Here is a 14,538-nt window from a genome sequence, read left to right as displayed (position 1 = left end):
CAGAGGATGAGCTCGTGAATTTCTCTCTCTACCGGGATATGCTGTCCATCACGTCCGTGCGGCGTCTCCTGCTGGTGGGCATGGTGGCCCGCATACCGCACTCGGCAGCGGGAGTCCTGCTCACCCTGCACATCGTGCTGACTTTGGGCAAGGGATATGCCGCCGCCGGTGCTGCCGCGGCGGTATTCACCATCGGCATCGCGATCGGCGCTCCGTGGCGGGGGCGGCGCGTGGACACTGTCGGCCTGCGCAAGGCGCTTATTCCTTCCGTTGTGTCTGAGTTGGTGATTTGGTCCGTGGTGCCGCACGTCAGTTACGAATGGATCCTCCCACTTGTCTTCGTCGGGGGCCTGTTGACGCTGCCCATCTTCAGCGTCATCCGCCAGTCCCTGGGGGTGCTGGTTGACGGCGAGCAGCGGCGTTCGGCCTATGCGCTGGACTCCATTGGCACCGAAGTGGTCTTCATGATCGGCCCCGCGGTGGGCGCGGTCGTGGCTACCAGCGGGTTCACGGTCCTCGGCCTGACCATCGTGGGTGTGTGCACTTCGGCCGCCGGGCTCTTCCTTCTCTGGTTCAACCCGCCCACCCGCAGCGAGGGCGTCCTGGACGCCGGCCAGACGGCTGACCGGGATGCCGATGAGCTTCATGCGGCCGAAGCCGCGGTGGTGGCATCGGCTCCGGCCCATCTTCAGGAGGCCGCTTCGGAGATGGCTCCGACAGTGTCGCAACCTTCCGGGCTGCGGGGAAAGATGGCCCGGAACTTCACATGGTTCACCGCGGCGGTAGCCGCCGTGTTCGCCGTCGCCGCAGGATCCGGAATGGTCCTGAGCGGCACCGACGTCGGAATCGTCGCAGTGCTGCAGCGCGGCGGGCACGAGAGCGAGATCGGAATTGTCTTCTTCTTCTGGTGCGCCTCATCGGTAGTCGGCGGGCTCATCTACGGCGCCATGCACCGGCCCGTCTCGCCCATCCTGCTCCTGCTGGGAATGGCGGCATTGACCATCCCGATGGGCTTCGCCGGGGACACGTGGACCCTTGCATTGTTGTCTCTGCTTCCCGGCCTGCTCTGCGCGCCGGTGCTGTCCGCGGCGTCGGAAAAGGTCGCCGACATCGTGGATGAGGAGCGGCGCGGCGAGGCCATGGGCTGGTACGGCTCGGCCCTCACTGCAGGCGTGGCTTTCGGTTCGCCCGTCGCGGGCCTCTTCATCGACGGCGTGGGGCCGTGGGCCGGCTTCGTCGCCATCGGGACGGCGGGAGTGGTGTTGTGCCTTGCCGGGTTGTTCCTCCAGCTGCGTCGGCGCCGGAGCATGACCATCACCCAGGCGGGCGCGGGAGACCCCGCCACCTGAGTCGCGCCTAAGCCGCCAAACGACGACGGCGGGCCGGCCAAGGGGGCCAGCCCGCCGTCGCGGTCGTACAGATAGTCCGGATCAGTTGACCGGGCCGGTGAACTTTTCGCCCGGGCCCTTGCCCGGCTCGTCCGGGATCAGGGACGCCTCGCGGAACGCAAGCTGCAGGGAGCGGAGGCCGTCGCGCAAGGGGCCGGCGTGCTGCGAACCGATTTCCGGTGCTGCGGCGGTGACGAGTCCGGCCAAGGCGGTGATCAGCTTGCGGGCCTCGTCCAGGTCCTTGAGCTCTTCGGCCTCGGGGTCGTCGGCCAAGCCCACTTTGACGGCTGCCGCGCTCATGAGGTGAACGGCGCCGGTGGTGATGACCTCAACAGCCGGAACTTCCGAAATGTCGCGGATCTGCTGGCTTACTCCGGCACCAGTGCCGGCGGGCTCGTGGTCGAGGGAATTGCTGTCTGAAGTGCTCATGCTGGTAAGCTTGTCACAGACCGACTGGAAGTTGCCATTTTCCATGGCTCACGCAGCGCTCGGCCACCCACCGTTAATGTGCGGTTGGTTGCCGATTTCTGTAGAATTGATTTTCAGTTTGCAAGCGGAGTTCTCTCCCACCCGCGTCAGCCGTTTCCCTTCGGGGATGTAAGTTGCCGGGTACCTGGTCGGACACCGTTCAAGGTCAGCCTTGGACGGTGCGAACGCCTCCCTTGAGGGGCCGTTTCCGATCTTCGAGGCCTTCGATTGCGCCAGCAATTGGGGGCCTTCTCTATTTGCCGGTGGAATACTCATCACAACAACAGGAGCTTTGACATTAGCGAGCCAAGAATCAATGAGCGTATCCGCGTCCCCGAGGTGCGTTTGGTCGGCCCTGCCGGCGAACAGGTTGGAATCGTCCGTATTGAGGACGCCCTGCGTCTGGCTGCCGAGGCTGACCTGGATCTCGTTGAAGTTGCACCGCAGGCGAAGCCTCCGGTGTGCAAGCTGATGGACTTCGGCAAGTACAAGTACGAAGCCGCTGTTAAAGCCCGTGAGGCCCGCAAGAACCAGACCAACACGGTCCTCAAGGAAATCCGCTTCCGCCTGAAGATCGATACCCACGACTACGAGACCAAGCGCGGCCACGCGCTTCGCTTCCTGGGTGCCGGTGACAAGGTGAAAGCCATGATCCAGTTCCGCGGACGTGAGCAGCAGCGCCCTGAAATGGGCATCCGCCTGTTGCAGCGCTTCGCTGAGGACGTTGCCGAAGTCGGCGTGATTGAGTCCAGCCCGCGCATCGATGGCCGCAACATGGTCATGGTGATCGGTCCGCTGAAAAACAAGGCCGAGGCCAAGGCCGAGGCCCGCCGCGCGGCGCAGCGTGCAGAGGCCAAGGCCCAGAATGAAGCCAAGGCCGCAGGCCGGATTGACGTTTCAGGCGAGGATGCTCCCCTGACCCAGTTACTCGCGGACTTGCTGCCGGCGGAACTCCTGGCCCAGGCCGAGGAAACCCAGGCCGAGGAGACCGTATCGGAAGCCGTTGAGGCGGAGGCCGCTGAAGTCGAAGAGACTCCGGTCGCTGAGGAAACGGTTGTCGAAGAGGCTCCCGTGGTTGAAGCAGCTCCGGTTGTCGAGAAGGCTCCTGTAGTTGAAGCAGCTCCTGTAGTTGAAGCAGCTCCAGTTGTCGAAAAGGCTCCCGCGGTTGAAGCAGCTCCCGTTGTCGCGCCGGCGCCCGCAAAGGCACCGGCACCGGCAAAGGCACCTGAGCAGGCAGCTTCGAAGCCTGTTGTGCCGGCTGCCCCCAAGCCTGCTGCCACACCAGTACCGAAACCGATGGCGAAGCCCGCGGTTCCGAAGCCTGCAGCTCGGCCGGCAGCCCCCAAGGCCGCTCCGAAGCCAGCGGCACGCAAGACCAACTAGTCACGCCGCAGGAGGCATTCCCTCCGCCCGGCACGAAAGCAGCAGCCGCCCCCTATGGGGTGGCTGCACGAAAGAACTGCAGACCCAGTCTGCGGACACGTAAGGAGATCGGTTCCCATGCCGAAGATGAAGACCCACAGTGGTGCTAAGAAGCGCTTCAAGCTGACCGGCACCGGCAAGCTGAAGCGTCAGCAGGCCAACCGCCGCCACTACCTGGAGCACAAGTCCTCCACCCTGACCCGTCGCCTTGCCGGCGACAAGATCGTCTTCAAGGGCGATGCCAAGGTCATCAAGAAGATGCTCGGCGTCTAAGTTCCAAGTTTTCTGGTTGCTGCCATCCGGTAGCCGCCGACTACACCAAAGCCTTCTCAGGCCGGCCGGGTTTCCGGCAGTAGCAGCTTGGGATAAGAATTTTGAAGGAGTACGCACGTGGCACGTGTGAAGCGGGCGGTAAACGCCCACAAGAAGCGTCGGGTTGTCCTTGAACGGGCCAAGGGTTACCGCGGTCAGCGGTCTCGCCTGTACCGCAAGGCAAAAGAGCAGCTGCTGCACTCGTTTGTGTACAGCTACGGCGACCGCCGCAAGAAGAAGGGTGACTTCCGTCGCCTCTGGATCCAGCGCATCAACGCTGCATCCCGCGCCAACGGCCTGACCTACAACCGTCTGATCCAGGGCCTGAAGGCCGCTGAGGTCGAGGTTGACCGCCGCATGCTGGCAGAGCTGGCCGTTTCCGACGCCAACGCTTTCGCCGCGCTGGTCAAGGTTGCCAAGGACTCCCTGCCTGCCGACACTTCCGCTCCGGCCGCCAAGGCCGAGGCCGCTCCGAAGGCTGCCGCCAAGGCTTCTCCGGCTGCGAAGACCGCTACCGCCGTCAAGGCCTCTGCCTCCGAGAAGCCGGCCATCGAAGGCGCTGTTGTCGCCGTTGAGGGCGAAGCCGCACCGGAAGGCCACGCCATCAAGGGCAACGCCGAGTCCAACAAGTACCACGTTCCGGGTTCCACCTGGTACGACGTAACTGTTGCCGAGTACTGGTTCTCCACCGTTGAGGCCGCAAAGGCTGCAGGCTTTGAGCCTGCCGGTGGCGAAGCCCGCCAGCAGATCAAGAACTAGTCGCAACTGCCACTAAAGTTCTTTATATGAACGAAACCGGGCGCCCGCAAGAACTTCCGATGTCCAACCCCCGAGCCGATCGGGTCAGGGATGTCGCAAAGCTTGCAGGGCGCCCGGCCCGTTTAAAGCGCGGGCGGTTCCTCGCGGAAGGCCCCCAGGCCGTTCGCGAGGCGCTGGTCCTGCACCGGGAGCGGACCGCGGCGGGGGAGTCCGGCGTCGTACACGAAGTGTTCGCGAGCGAAAGCTGCCTTGACCGGCTCCCTGAACTCGCCGAACTCGCCGACGGCGTTGCCTTGCGGCTCGCGAACGACGATGTCCTGGCCGCCATGGCGGACACCGTCAATCCCCAAGGGATTGTGGCCGTCTGCAGCTTTGTGGACGTCAGCCTTGAATCAGTGCTCGACGCCGGGCCGCGGCTGATCGCCGTCATGTGCCAGGTGCGCGACCCCGGCAACGCGGGCACGGTGCTTCGGGCCGCTGATGCCGCCGGGGCGGATGCCGTGGTCCTGACGGCCTCCAGCGTTGACATTTACAACCCGAAGGCTGTGCGGTCCACGGCAGGTTCGCTCTTCCACCTACCGGTTGTGTTGGGTGCGGACGTCGGGGAACTCGTGGCCGGCTGCAAGGAGCGCGGCATCGGGATTCTCGCAGCGGACGGTTACGGCACCCTCAACCTGGACAAACTTCAGGACGAGAACGCGGCGCGCCGCCTGGGTGCGTCAGCAGCGACTTCCGCCTACGCCCTCGAAGCCCCGACCGCCTGGCTTTTCGGCAACGAGGCGCAAGGACTTTCAGACTCCGAGCTTGCCCTTGCCGACCATCGTGTCGCAGTGCCCGTCTACGGTTCGGCGGAAAGCCTGAACCTTGGCACAGCAGCCACGGTTTGCCTCTACGCCAGCGCACGCTCGCAGCAAGCCTCCTGACACTCCCGCTGCAGGTACGGTATTGCTTGCAGGAACGCGACCTCGCGGTCTGTTCGTGCCTTTCACTCACATCCCCTGAATCGAAGAAGAGGTGGAGCCTCCGTGGCTGCAAATGGCGGTACCAAGGCAATCGTGGCGGCATTGAGTGCCAACCTGGCGATCGCTGTGCTCAAGTTCGTCGCATTCGTCCTGACGATGTCGTCGTCCATGTTGGCCGAGGCAATCCACTCCGTCGCCGACTCCGGCAACCAGTTGCTCCTGCTGCTTGGCGGGAAGCGCGCACAGCGCGCAGCGAGTCCCGAGCACCCGTTCGGCTATGGCCGTGAGCGCTACATTTACGCCTTCATCGTCTCGATCGTGCTGTTCAGCGTTGGCGGACTCTTTGCGCTCTATGAATCCTGGGAGAAGTTCCAGCACCCCCATGCCATTGAAGGCGATTTCTGGTGGGTACCCCTGGCCGTGCTGCTCGGCGCTATTGTGGCGGAATCCTTCTCGTTCCGGACCGCCATCCACGAATCCAATCCCTTGCGCGGCAAACAAAGCTGGATCAAGTTCATCCGCAACGCCAAGCAACCGGAACTGCCCGTGATCCTCCTGGAGGATTTCGGAGCCCTTCTGGGCCTCGTTTTCGCGCTGTTCGGCGTGAGCCTGACCCTCATCACGGGCAACGGCTTGTGGGACGCCGCGGGCACCGGAATGATCGGCCTGCTCCTTGTGGGAATCGCCGTGGTGCTCGCGGTGGAAACCAAGTCCTTGCTGCTCGGCGAATCTGCCACCAAAGAGGACAATGCGCGGATCACGGAAGCCATTGAGTCGGATGGAACGCGCATTATCCACCTCAAGACCATGCATTTGGGCCCGGAAGAGTTGCTGGTCGCTGCGAAGATCAGCGTGGGCGCGGCAGATACGGGGCAGGCGATTGCGACAGCGATCGACGCCGCCGAACTCAGGATCCGCACCGCGGTACCGATCGCCCGGGTCATCTACCTCGAGCCCGACGTAGAGCGTGTCCAGGTCTAGGCAGCCAGCGGCTTCTTGCGTTCCAACCAGCCGCTGATGCCCGCGACGCCGAGCCCCAGGATCGCCAGGACGGCCCCGACAAGGGCAGGGGCAACGTATCCCCAGCCCCAGGCGATGACCACCCCGCCGAGGAATGCGCCAAGGGCGTTGGCGATGTTGAGCGCGGAGTGGTTGAGCGAAGAGGCCAAGGACGGCGCGTCCGGCGAAGCGTCGAGCAGGCGCGTTTGCAAGGGCGGGATGAGCATGGAGCCGATGCCGCCCACGATGAAGACCATGACGAACGCCGACCACGCCCAGTGGGCCGCGACCGCGTAGGCCACCAGCGCCAAGGCGATGAGGGGCAGCACCCGGTAGATGGTTCCCATGACCGACTTATCGGCGATGCGGCCGCCCAGGATGTTGCCTGCCACCATGCCCAGTCCGTACAGGGCCACCACGAGGGGTATCAGCGCCTCCGGGATGCCGGCCACGGACGTCATGGTGTGGGAGATGTACGTGTAGGTGGCGAAGAAGCCGCCAAAACCGATGATTCCGATCAGCAATGCCAACCACACCTGGATGCGTTTGAGGGCACCAAGTTCCCGGCGGATGCTTGCCTCCGGGTGGGCTGGCTCAAAGGGGACGAACTTCCAGAGCAACACACTCGTGGCCAGGCCGATGATGCCCACCACCACGAAGAGAAGGCGCCACCCGAAAGTCTGGCCGAGCCACGTCGCCGCGGGAACACCGATGACGTTGGAGACGGTCAGTCCGCCCATGACCATCGAAATCGCCCAGCCGCGCTTGGTGGGAGCAACCAGGCTCGCGGCGATGACCGCGGCGATTCCGAAGAAGGCGCCATGGGGCAGTCCCGAGGCAAACCTCGTGACCACCATGGTTCCGTAGTCCGGTGCGATGAAGGACGTCAGGTTCGCTATCGACAGGAACAGCATGAGCCCCAGGGCAAGTTGCTTGCGGGGGAGCCGGGCACCAAGTGCCGCGAAGATGGGCGCCCCCACCACGACACCCAAGGCGTAGGCCGAAATCAGGTTCCCGGCCTCGGGAGTGCTGATGTGGAGTCCCTGCTCGATCTCCTTGAGCAAGCCCATCATGGTGAACTCCGTGGTCCCGATGGCAAATCCACCCATGGCAAGGGCGAAGATCGCCAGCGCCACGTGACGGCTTCGGGTCTTTTGGGAGGTCTTGGTGACAGCAGTAGTGGTCATCGTCCTGTTTCTTGGGGCGAGCGGGAGGCCACTCGAAGGGAATAAAGCCGACTTTCAAGCTTAGTGCGAGTCCTGGGTGAATAGCCCTGAATGTGACAACTTCCATAGCGGGGGTGATGACCGGAGGGCCAATAGACTGTTGCGGTGACTGGACTGATAAGCGTGGCGGGCGCCGCCGTCGTCGATTCCCTTGAAAATCCGAAACGGCTGCTCGCCGCGAGGCGCAGCGCCCCACCGCAATTCGCGGGAATGTGGGAGTTCCCGGGCGGCAAGCTGGAGGCCGGGGAATCCTTCGAAGACGCGCTGCACCGCGAGTTGCTCGAGGAACTCGGGATCACTGTCCGGCTCGGGTCTGAGGTGGAGCCTGACGCGGGCGCCGCTTGGCCGCTGAACGAGCGCGCCGTCATGAGGGTATGGTTCGCCGAACTGCTCGACGGCGAGCCGCGTCCGCTCCAGGACCACGATGAACTCCGGTGGGTTCCGCTTGGCAATGGCGACGAGGCGTTGACCTTGCCGTGGATTCCTGCCGACCTGCCGATTGTCCGTGCACTGCTGGAACGGGTGGCCTCCGGCCTGCTCAACTAGAAAAGCGTGGACTGGCCCGTTGTTGGAAAGGAAGCAGGTGGAAGCGAAGCGGGCGTCTCCTTGCCCGCCGCCGCGTTCCTGTGGCTGAAACCGCTGCTCCCGGAGAAACCGTGACGGGCCTTGAAGTAGTTGATACGGCCGCTTAGCCAGGTCCTGTATTCCTTCGAGGCATACGAGCCTTGGCCATAGAGGCGCCGGTACTTGCCAACGAGCTCGGGGTGGTTCGCCGCCAGCCATTGCATGAACCATTCCCGCGTGCCCGGCTTCAGGTACAACGCCCCGGCCGTGACGCCAGTGGCGCCGGCCCCGGAGAGCGCCGTGAAGAGCGACTCCAGTGCATCATCGCTGTCCGTCAGCCACGGCAGGATGGGCATGGCCATGACACCGCACGGCAGCCCGGCCTCGCGCAGCCGCCGGATGAGCTTGAGCCTGGCGCGCGGCGCGGGTGTGCCGGGCTCCACTGCCGAGGCCAGGGCTTCGTCAGTCATGGCTAGGGAGATGCCCAGGTCCACGGGCACGTGGCTGGCGGCGTGCTTGAGGAGGGGGATGTCGCGGCCCAGGAGGGTTCCCTTGGTGAGGATGGAGAACGGAGTACCGGAATCGGCCAGGGCCCGGATGATCCCAGGCATCAGCTGGTAGCGGCCTTCTGCCCGCTGATACGGATCCGTGTTGGTGCCGAGGGCCACATGATGGTGGCCCCACGAAGGCTTGGACAGTTCCTTGCGCAAGACCTCTGCCGCGTTGATCTTCACGATCACCTGGGAATCGAAATCGTGTCCGGCGTCGAACTCCAGATAGGTGTGGCTCTTGCGCGCAAAACAGTAGACACAGGCATGGCTGCATCCGCGGTACGGGTTGACCGTCCATTCGAAGGGCATCTGGGAACCGGACGCCACCTTGTTGAGCACCGATTTGGCGGTGACCTCATGAAAGGTGACTCCGGAGAATTCGGGGGTTGAGACGGAACGCACAAGCCCGGCCAGCGGCAGCAGTGCGTCCGTTGCTGGGGCGGCTCCGGACGGACCGCTGCTGCTGTTGTCTCCGGGTGCCGGACCACGTTGTGGTGAAAGTGCCTGTGCGTCCCATCTCATGACCTCCATTCGAATATATGTTCGAACACTTGTCAAGGTCGGTTGAAAGAAGGCCGGTTAAGGATCGAACGAGCCACCTGGAAATCGCTCAGCCGTTGCTAGGCTGGGTGCATGATTCTGCTGACGGGATTCGAGCCTTTTGGCGGCGATTCCAGCAATCCCTCGTGGGCTGCCGTCCTCGAAGCACAGGAGATCTTGCGCTCCGAAGGCCATGACGTGGAAGCGCTCGAACTGCCGTGCGTTTTCGGTGAATCCGCCGCGGTCCTGCGCGAGGCCGTGGAGAGGCTGCGCCCGGAGCTGGTCATCTGCGTGGGGCTCGCCGGCGGCCGGGACCGGCTCTCCTTGGAACGCGTGGCCATCAACTGCGATGACGCCAGGATTCCGGACAACGCCGGAAACAGGCCCATCGACGAGCCGGTAGTCCCCGAAGGTCCCGCGGCGTACTTCAGCACACTCCCGGTGAAGTCCGCGCTCCGGGCGCTCCAGATCGCCGGAATCCGTGCCGAGGTCTCGCAGACTGCCGGGACCTACGTGTGCAACCACGTGTTCTATGCCCTGATGCACGAACTCGCCGGAGCCGTTCCGCCCCGCGCGCGGGGCGGCTTCATCCACGTTCCCTATGACGAAGCCCGACTTCCGCAGGGTAGTGCGACGCCTGGGATGGCGACGCGGGACATGGGGCGGGGGATCGCCGTCGTCGTTCGCGCTGAGCTTGAGACTCCGGTGGACACCAAGCTGTCCGCAGGGGCGGTTCACTAGGCCGGCGCCGTTCACTTGGCTGGCGCTGTTCACTAGGCTGGCGCCGTCGAATCCAGCTCCCACTGCACCACCACGCTCGCGGAAACCGCCACCGATCCCGCTTCGATGGGCACGCCTTCGCTCGTTGAAGCACGCTGCATACCGGCCATCATGGGCACCGGAGATCCATGCTCCGGCCGCTGATCGATGGAGAGGACGAGCCCCAAGCGGCCGCCGGCAAGCGCGGCGAAGCGGGCCGCCTTCGCTTCGGCCTCCCGCCAGGCAGCCTCCTGTGCCCGTGCCGCAACGGCCGAGGCATCCGTGAATCCCTGTTCGATCCCGTGGATGCGAAGGTTGTCGCCGCCCGCCGCCACCGCGGCGGAGATGGCCGCGGGGGCCGCCGACGGCGGGCCGACCCTGGCAACCAGGGTGGTTGACGCAACATAACCGCTGACCTTTTGCCCCTGGTTCTCAGCCCACACAAGGTCGGCGCGAAGATTGAGGCCGCTGGTCCGCAAGTCGGGACCGGCCACGCCGTGCCCTTGTAACGCGTCGGTCACCGCCGAGACGATCGCTCCCGCATCGCCATAGGCCGCTTCGGCGGCGTCGCGCCTGACCTCGACGGCGAGCGTGAGCGTGAGCAGGTCGGGAACGGCTTCCGCGGTTCCCTCTCCGGTGACAGTGATGGTGCGGACCGGTGTCATGAGGCCATGCTAGCCCCGGGCGCGCCGATGAATCGATGAGGCAGGGTCACGGGTTAAATCCCCGCGGGACCCTTCTACTAGACTGGTTGTTAGTGCCCGCCGGACGCGTCCAGCGAGCATCGCTCCTGCTTTTGCCATGGCCCTGCCTGGTGAAGACCATTTCCGACTCGTAGCTAAGAACAGTAGATGACTGACACTTTGCCGGGCGCTGCCATCCCGAACCCTCTGGATGAAGCCGCCATCACCGCTGCCGTTGAGGAAGCCGTCGCCGCGATTGCCGCTGCATCCTCCCTCGAAGAACTCAAAGCCGTCCGCTTGGCGCACACCGGCGAGAAATCGCCCTTGAGCCTTGCCAACCGTGAAATCGGCGGCCTGCCCAAGGAGCAGAAGGCCGCCGCAGGCAAGCTCATGGGTTCCTCCCGTGGCCGCGTCAACCAGGCGCTCGCAGCACGGACCGCTGTGCTCGAAGCCGAAAACGACGCCCGCATCCTTGTCGAGGAAACCGTCGATGTCACGGCAGCGCCGCGGCGGCGCCGCGCCGGTGCCCGCCACCCGCTCTCCACGCTGCAGGACCGCGTGGCGGACATCTTCGTCGGCATGGGCTGGGAAATCGCCGAAGGACCGGAGGTCGAGTCCGAGTGGTTCAACTTCGACGCCCTCAACTTCAAGCCGGACCACCCGGCGCGCGAAATGCAGGACACCTTCTTCGTGGAACCTCCCGAGGCGCACCTGCTCATGCGCACGCACACGTCCCCGGTACAGGTCCGGTCCATGTTGGAGCGCGAAGTACCCATCTATGTGCTGTGCCCGGGCAAGGTATTCCGCACCGATGAACTCGATGCCACGCACACACCCGTGTTCCACCAGTTCGAGGGCCTGGCCATTGACAAGAAGCTGAGCATGGCCGACCTGCGCGGCACCTTGGAGCACTTCGCCCGCCAGATGTTCGGTGACGAGGCACAGATCCGCCTGCGTCCCAACTACTTCCCGTTCACCGAGCCGTCCGCGGAGTTGGACATTTGGCACCCCGGTGCCAAGGGCGGCCCCCGCTGGATCGAATGGGGCGGCTGCGGCATGGTCAATCCCAACGTCCTGCGCGCTGCCGGCATCGACCCGGACGAGTATTCAGGTTTTGCCTTCGGCATGGGCATCGAGCGCACGCTCATGTTCCGCAACGAGGTCGGCGACATGCGCGACATGATCGAAGGCGATGTACGTTTCAGCGAGCACTTCGGGATGGAGATCTAACAGTGCGTATCCCACTTTCATGGCTGCGTGAATTCGCGCAGGTTCCGGCCGACGCCACGGCCGAAGACGTCATGGCGGAACTGGTCAAGGTCGGCTTTGAAGAAGAAGCTGTCCACCGCCCCACGGACGAACTCAAGGGTCCCATCGTGGTGGGCCAGGTCCTGAGCCTCGTCAAGGAACCGCAGAGCAACGGCAAGACCATCAACTGGTGCCAGGTCCGCGTGGTCCCCGAAGGCCAGGAGCAGACCCTGACCGGCAAGGGCATCGATCCCTCCGGCGTGCAGGGCATCATTTGCGGTGCCCACAACTTCGTCGAGGGAGACAAGGTTGTAGTGACCCTCCCGGGAGCTGTGCTCCCGGGTGACTTCCACATTTCCGCGCGCAAGACCTACGGGCACCTGTCCGCGGGCATGATCGCCTCCGTCCGTGAACTCGGCATCGGCGAGGACCACGACGGCATCCTGGTGCTTTCCCGCATCGGCCTGGATCCCGAAATCGGCACCGACGCCATGTCCCTCCTTGGCCTCTACGACGAAGCCGCCGAAATCAATGTCACTCCGGACCGCGGCTACGCGTTCTCGATCCGCGGCGTGGCCCGCGAGTACGCCCACGCCACCGGAACCGTCTTCACGGACCCGGCTGCCAAGGTCAATGCCCCCGCCGCGCTCTCCGGCGGCTACGGCGTCAAGCTCAACGACGACGCCCCCATCTACGGGAAGCCCGGTTGCGACCGCTTCGTGGCCCGCACGGTTCGCGGCGTGGACGCCACCCGCCCCACCCCGCCGTGGATGGTCTCCCGGCTGCGCTTGGCCGGCATCCGCTCCATTTCGCTGCCTGTGGACATCTCCAACTACGTGATGCTCGAACTCGGCCAGCCGAACCACTGCTACGACCTCGACAAGCTTTCGGGCGATATCGTGGTCCGCCGCGCCGTCGCGGGGGAGAAGATCACCACCCTCGACGACAAAGTGCGTTCGCTCGACGTCGAAGACCTCCTGATCACCGACGACTCCGGCGCAATCGGCATCGCGGGCGTCATGGGCGGAGCCAATACCGAGGTTTCCGATTCGACCACCAACGTCCTGGTCGAGGCCGCGCACTTCGACGAGGTCTCGATCGGGCGCTCGCGCCGCAGGCACAAGCTGCCGTCAGAGGCGTCCAAGCGCTTCGAACGCGGAGTGGATTGGCAGGTTGCCAACGTTGCCGCCCAGCGCGTCGTGGACCTCCTGGTGGAACTCGCCGGCGGGACGGCGGACGAAGCCGGTACCGACGTCGGGACGGCACCTGACGCCGTGACCATCGAGCTGCCTGCCGGCTACGCGGCCTCCCGGATCGGCATCGACTTCACGGAAGAACAGATCACGGGTTCCCTCAAGGACCTGGGCGCCATCGTCCTGAAGGACGAAGTGGGCGGCTCCTATGTGGTCACGGCACCGAGCTGGCGCAATGACCTGGAAACCAAGGAAGACCTTTCCGAGGAAATCGCGAGGCTGGTGGGCTACGACAACATCCCGGCGACCCTACCCGTGGCACCTCCAGGGCGCGGCCTGACCCGGACCCAGCAGCAAAAGCGCCGCGTGGTCCAGGCCCTCGCCGACGCCGGGCTCACCGAGGTCCTCTCTTACCCGTTCGTCTCCAAGTCGGCCAACGACACCTTCGGCGTGGCGGAAGAGGGCGCGGCACGCACCGCCCTCAAATTGGCCAACCCGATCAGCGAGGAACACGGTTACCTGCGTACCTCCGTGCTTCCCGGCCTGATCGAGGTGGCCCGCCGCAACCACTCCCGCGGTTTCCGGGACCTCGCCCTCTTCGAGGCAGGCTCGGTGTTCCTCCCCGACGGTCAGCTGGGCACGGCATCCATCCCGCCGCTGGGAGTCAAGCCAACCGACGAGGTCCTTGACGGACTGTACGACGGCGTCCCGGACCAGCCGCTGCACATCGCCGCTGTTTTGACCGGCCATGATTCCCCGGCAGCCGCGGCCCACACCCCGCGTGCCTGGGACTGGGCTGACGCCCTGGACGTTGCGCGGCTCGTCGGCGACGTCCTCGGCGTGGAACTCGTGGTCAGCCAAGGCAGCCACCAGGCGTTCCACCCGGGCCGTGCCGCCCAGTTGGCGCTTCGCTCGGGCGACGTCGTGGGCTACGCGGGCGAATTGCACCCCAAGCTGCTCGCAGCACATGACATGCCGGCGCGCTCCGTGGCCCTTGAGCTCAACGCGGACGCACTGTTCGATGCTGCTCCGGACGTCATTGTTGCCAAGCACATCTCGGGCTTCCCGGTCGCCACGCAGGACGTTGCCCTCGTGGTGCCGCAGGACGTTCCGGCGGACGCCGTACTGGCTGCCCTGCGGGAAGGCGCCGGCGACCTCCTCGAAGACGTTGCCCTGTTCGATGTCTACGCAGGCCAAGGGATCGAAGACGGCAAGAAATCGCTAGCCTTCGGGCTGCGGTTCCGTGCCACGGACCGCACCTTGACCGCCGACGAGGCCTCGGAGGCACGCGAGGCCGCCGTCGCCGTCGCCGCAGAGCGGTTCGGAGCAGTCCAGCGCTGACGAGTATCAACCCGGGCATCCAGGGGCTGGCTGTTCACATCCAGTCCCTGGATCTTGCCGATTCCGCCGCCATCGAAAAGATAGCGGCGGAATTGCTGTCTCCGGCCGAAACCCTAAGGGGAG

14 protein-coding genes are annotated in these 14,538 nt (G+C 64.9%); 10 read left to right on the top strand and 4 right to left on the bottom strand.

Annotated elements, in window-relative coordinates:
• Nucleotides 1-14 precede the first annotated feature (14 nt).
• Nucleotides 15-1,349 (top strand): MFS transporter, encoded by a 1,335-nt coding sequence (locus VLA65_RS17475; protein WP_332603248.1) that lies wholly within the window; start codon nucleotides 15-17, stop codon nucleotides 1,347-1,349.
• 81 nt (nucleotides 1,350-1,430) lie between these two features.
• Here the strand turns inward: VLA65_RS17475 and VLA65_RS17470 are convergent, their stop codons facing one another.
• Entirely contained in the window at nucleotides 1,431-1,817 is a 387-nt protein-coding gene (locus VLA65_RS17470) for a DUF1844 domain-containing protein (protein ID WP_284989317.1), read from the bottom strand.
• Nucleotides 1,818-2,195: 378 nt separating this feature from the next.
• Here VLA65_RS17470 and infC point away from each other — a divergent pair, with 378 nt between their 5' ends.
• From infC to VLA65_RS17445, 5 genes are all read left to right on the top strand, one after another.
• Entirely contained in the window at nucleotides 2,196-3,239 is a 1,044-nt protein-coding gene (gene infC / locus VLA65_RS17465; RefSeq protein WP_442880323.1) for a translation initiation factor IF-3, read from the top strand.
• Nucleotides 3,240-3,356: 117 nt separating this feature from the next.
• Nucleotides 3,357-3,551 carry a 50S ribosomal protein L35 gene (rpmI, locus tag VLA65_RS17460; RefSeq protein WP_059387794.1) on the top strand — a complete coding sequence of 65 codons (195 nt, stop codon included), beginning with the start codon at nucleotides 3,357-3,359 and terminating at the stop codon, nucleotides 3,549-3,551.
• A 117-nt stretch (nucleotides 3,552-3,668) separates the two neighbouring features.
• Nucleotides 3,669-4,349 (top strand): 50S ribosomal protein L20, sunset domain variant, encoded by a 681-nt coding sequence (gene rplT, locus VLA65_RS17455; protein ID WP_332603246.1) that lies wholly within the window; start codon nucleotides 3,669-3,671, stop codon nucleotides 4,347-4,349.
• 26 nt (nucleotides 4,350-4,375) lie between these two features.
• Nucleotides 4,376-5,272: a TrmH family RNA methyltransferase gene (locus tag VLA65_RS17450; protein WP_284989315.1), complete on the top strand. Its 897-nt coding sequence runs from the start codon at nucleotides 4,376-4,378 to the stop codon at nucleotides 5,270-5,272.
• Nucleotides 5,273-5,374: 102 nt separating this feature from the next.
• Nucleotides 5,375-6,292: a cation diffusion facilitator family transporter gene (locus VLA65_RS17445; protein WP_284989314.1), complete on the top strand. Its 918-nt coding sequence runs from the start codon at nucleotides 5,375-5,377 to the stop codon at nucleotides 6,290-6,292.
• On the opposite strand, the gene VLA65_RS17440 is transcribed toward VLA65_RS17445, so the two are convergent.
• Nucleotides 6,289-7,497 (bottom strand): MFS transporter, encoded by a 1,209-nt coding sequence (locus tag VLA65_RS17440; RefSeq protein WP_306962879.1) that lies wholly within the window; start codon nucleotides 7,495-7,497, stop codon nucleotides 6,289-6,291. The genes VLA65_RS17445 and VLA65_RS17440 overlap by 4 nt on opposite strands.
• A 144-nt stretch (nucleotides 7,498-7,641) precedes the next feature.
• On the opposite strand from VLA65_RS17440, the gene VLA65_RS17435 reads away from it, so the two are divergent.
• Nucleotides 7,642-8,082: a (deoxy)nucleoside triphosphate pyrophosphohydrolase gene (locus VLA65_RS17435; RefSeq protein WP_059387790.1), complete on the top strand. Its 441-nt coding sequence runs from the start codon at nucleotides 7,642-7,644 to the stop codon at nucleotides 8,080-8,082.
• Here the strand turns inward: VLA65_RS17435 and VLA65_RS17430 are convergent.
• Nucleotides 8,079-9,173: an Rv2578c family radical SAM protein gene (locus VLA65_RS17430; RefSeq protein WP_332603245.1), complete on the bottom strand. Its 1,095-nt coding sequence runs from the start codon at nucleotides 9,171-9,173 to the stop codon at nucleotides 8,079-8,081. The genes VLA65_RS17435 and VLA65_RS17430 overlap by 4 nt on opposite strands.
• Nucleotides 9,174-9,284: 111 nt before the next feature.
• Between VLA65_RS17430 and pcp the strand changes: the two genes are divergently transcribed.
• Nucleotides 9,285-9,932 carry a pyroglutamyl-peptidase I gene (gene pcp / locus VLA65_RS17425; RefSeq protein WP_332603244.1) on the top strand — a complete coding sequence of 216 codons (648 nt, stop codon included), beginning with the start codon at nucleotides 9,285-9,287 and terminating at the stop codon, nucleotides 9,930-9,932.
• Nucleotides 9,933-9,964: 32 nt separating this feature from the next.
• Here the strand turns inward: pcp and VLA65_RS17420 are convergent, their stop codons facing one another.
• On the bottom strand, nucleotides 9,965-10,615 hold the full coding sequence (locus VLA65_RS17420) for an SIMPL domain-containing protein (protein ID WP_332603243.1): 651 nt from the start codon (nucleotides 10,613-10,615) through the stop codon (nucleotides 9,965-9,967).
• A gap of 186 nt (nucleotides 10,616-10,801) precedes the next feature.
• Between VLA65_RS17420 and pheS the strand changes: the two genes are divergently transcribed.
• Together pheS and pheT are read left to right on the top strand one after the other, a co-directional pair.
• Entirely contained in the window at nucleotides 10,802-11,863 is a 1,062-nt protein-coding gene (pheS, locus tag VLA65_RS17415; protein WP_078105647.1) for a phenylalanine--tRNA ligase subunit alpha, read from the top strand.
• 2 nt (nucleotides 11,864-11,865) lie between these two features.
• The gene (pheT, locus tag VLA65_RS17410; protein ID WP_306962888.1) at nucleotides 11,866-14,415 is read left to right on the top strand and encodes a phenylalanine--tRNA ligase subunit beta; all 2,550 of its coding nucleotides are present in this window, start codon (nucleotides 11,866-11,868) and stop codon (nucleotides 14,413-14,415) included.
• Nucleotides 14,416-14,538 lie beyond the last annotated feature (123 nt).

It is taken from the genome of Arthrobacter sp. S2(2024) (assembly GCF_036662515.1).
In the GTDB taxonomy this organism is placed as follows: Bacteria; Actinomycetota; Actinomycetes; order Actinomycetales; family Micrococcaceae; genus Arthrobacter.
Note: the sequence above shows the minus strand (reverse complement) of the source record. Positions and strands in the feature narration are given on the sequence as shown.

Excerpts from the sequence above, each read along its gene's own strand:
- VLA65_RS17470 (WP_284989317.1), bottom strand. The coding sequence starts at position 1,817 with ATGAGCACTTCAGACAGCAATTCCCTCGACCACGAGCCCGCCGGCACT.
- rpmI (WP_059387794.1), top strand. The coding sequence starts at position 3,357 with ATGCCGAAGATGAAGACCCACAGTGGTGCTAAGAAGCGCTTCAAGCTG.
- VLA65_RS17450 (WP_284989315.1), top strand. The coding sequence starts at position 4,376 with ATGAACGAAACCGGGCGCCCGCAAGAACTTCCGATGTCCAACCCCCGA.
- VLA65_RS17440 (WP_306962879.1), bottom strand. The coding sequence starts at position 7,497 with ATGACCACTACTGCTGTCACCAAGACCTCCCAAAAGACCCGAAGCCGT.
- VLA65_RS17430 (WP_332603245.1), bottom strand. The coding sequence starts at position 9,173 with ATGAGATGGGACGCACAGGCACTTTCACCACAACGTGGTCCGGCACCC.
- pcp (WP_332603244.1), top strand. The coding sequence starts at position 9,285 with ATGATTCTGCTGACGGGATTCGAGCCTTTTGGCGGCGATTCCAGCAAT.
- VLA65_RS17420 (WP_332603243.1), bottom strand. The coding sequence starts at position 10,615 with ATGACACCGGTCCGCACCATCACTGTCACCGGAGAGGGAACCGCGGAA.
- pheS (WP_078105647.1), top strand. The coding sequence starts at position 10,802 with ATGACTGACACTTTGCCGGGCGCTGCCATCCCGAACCCTCTGGATGAA.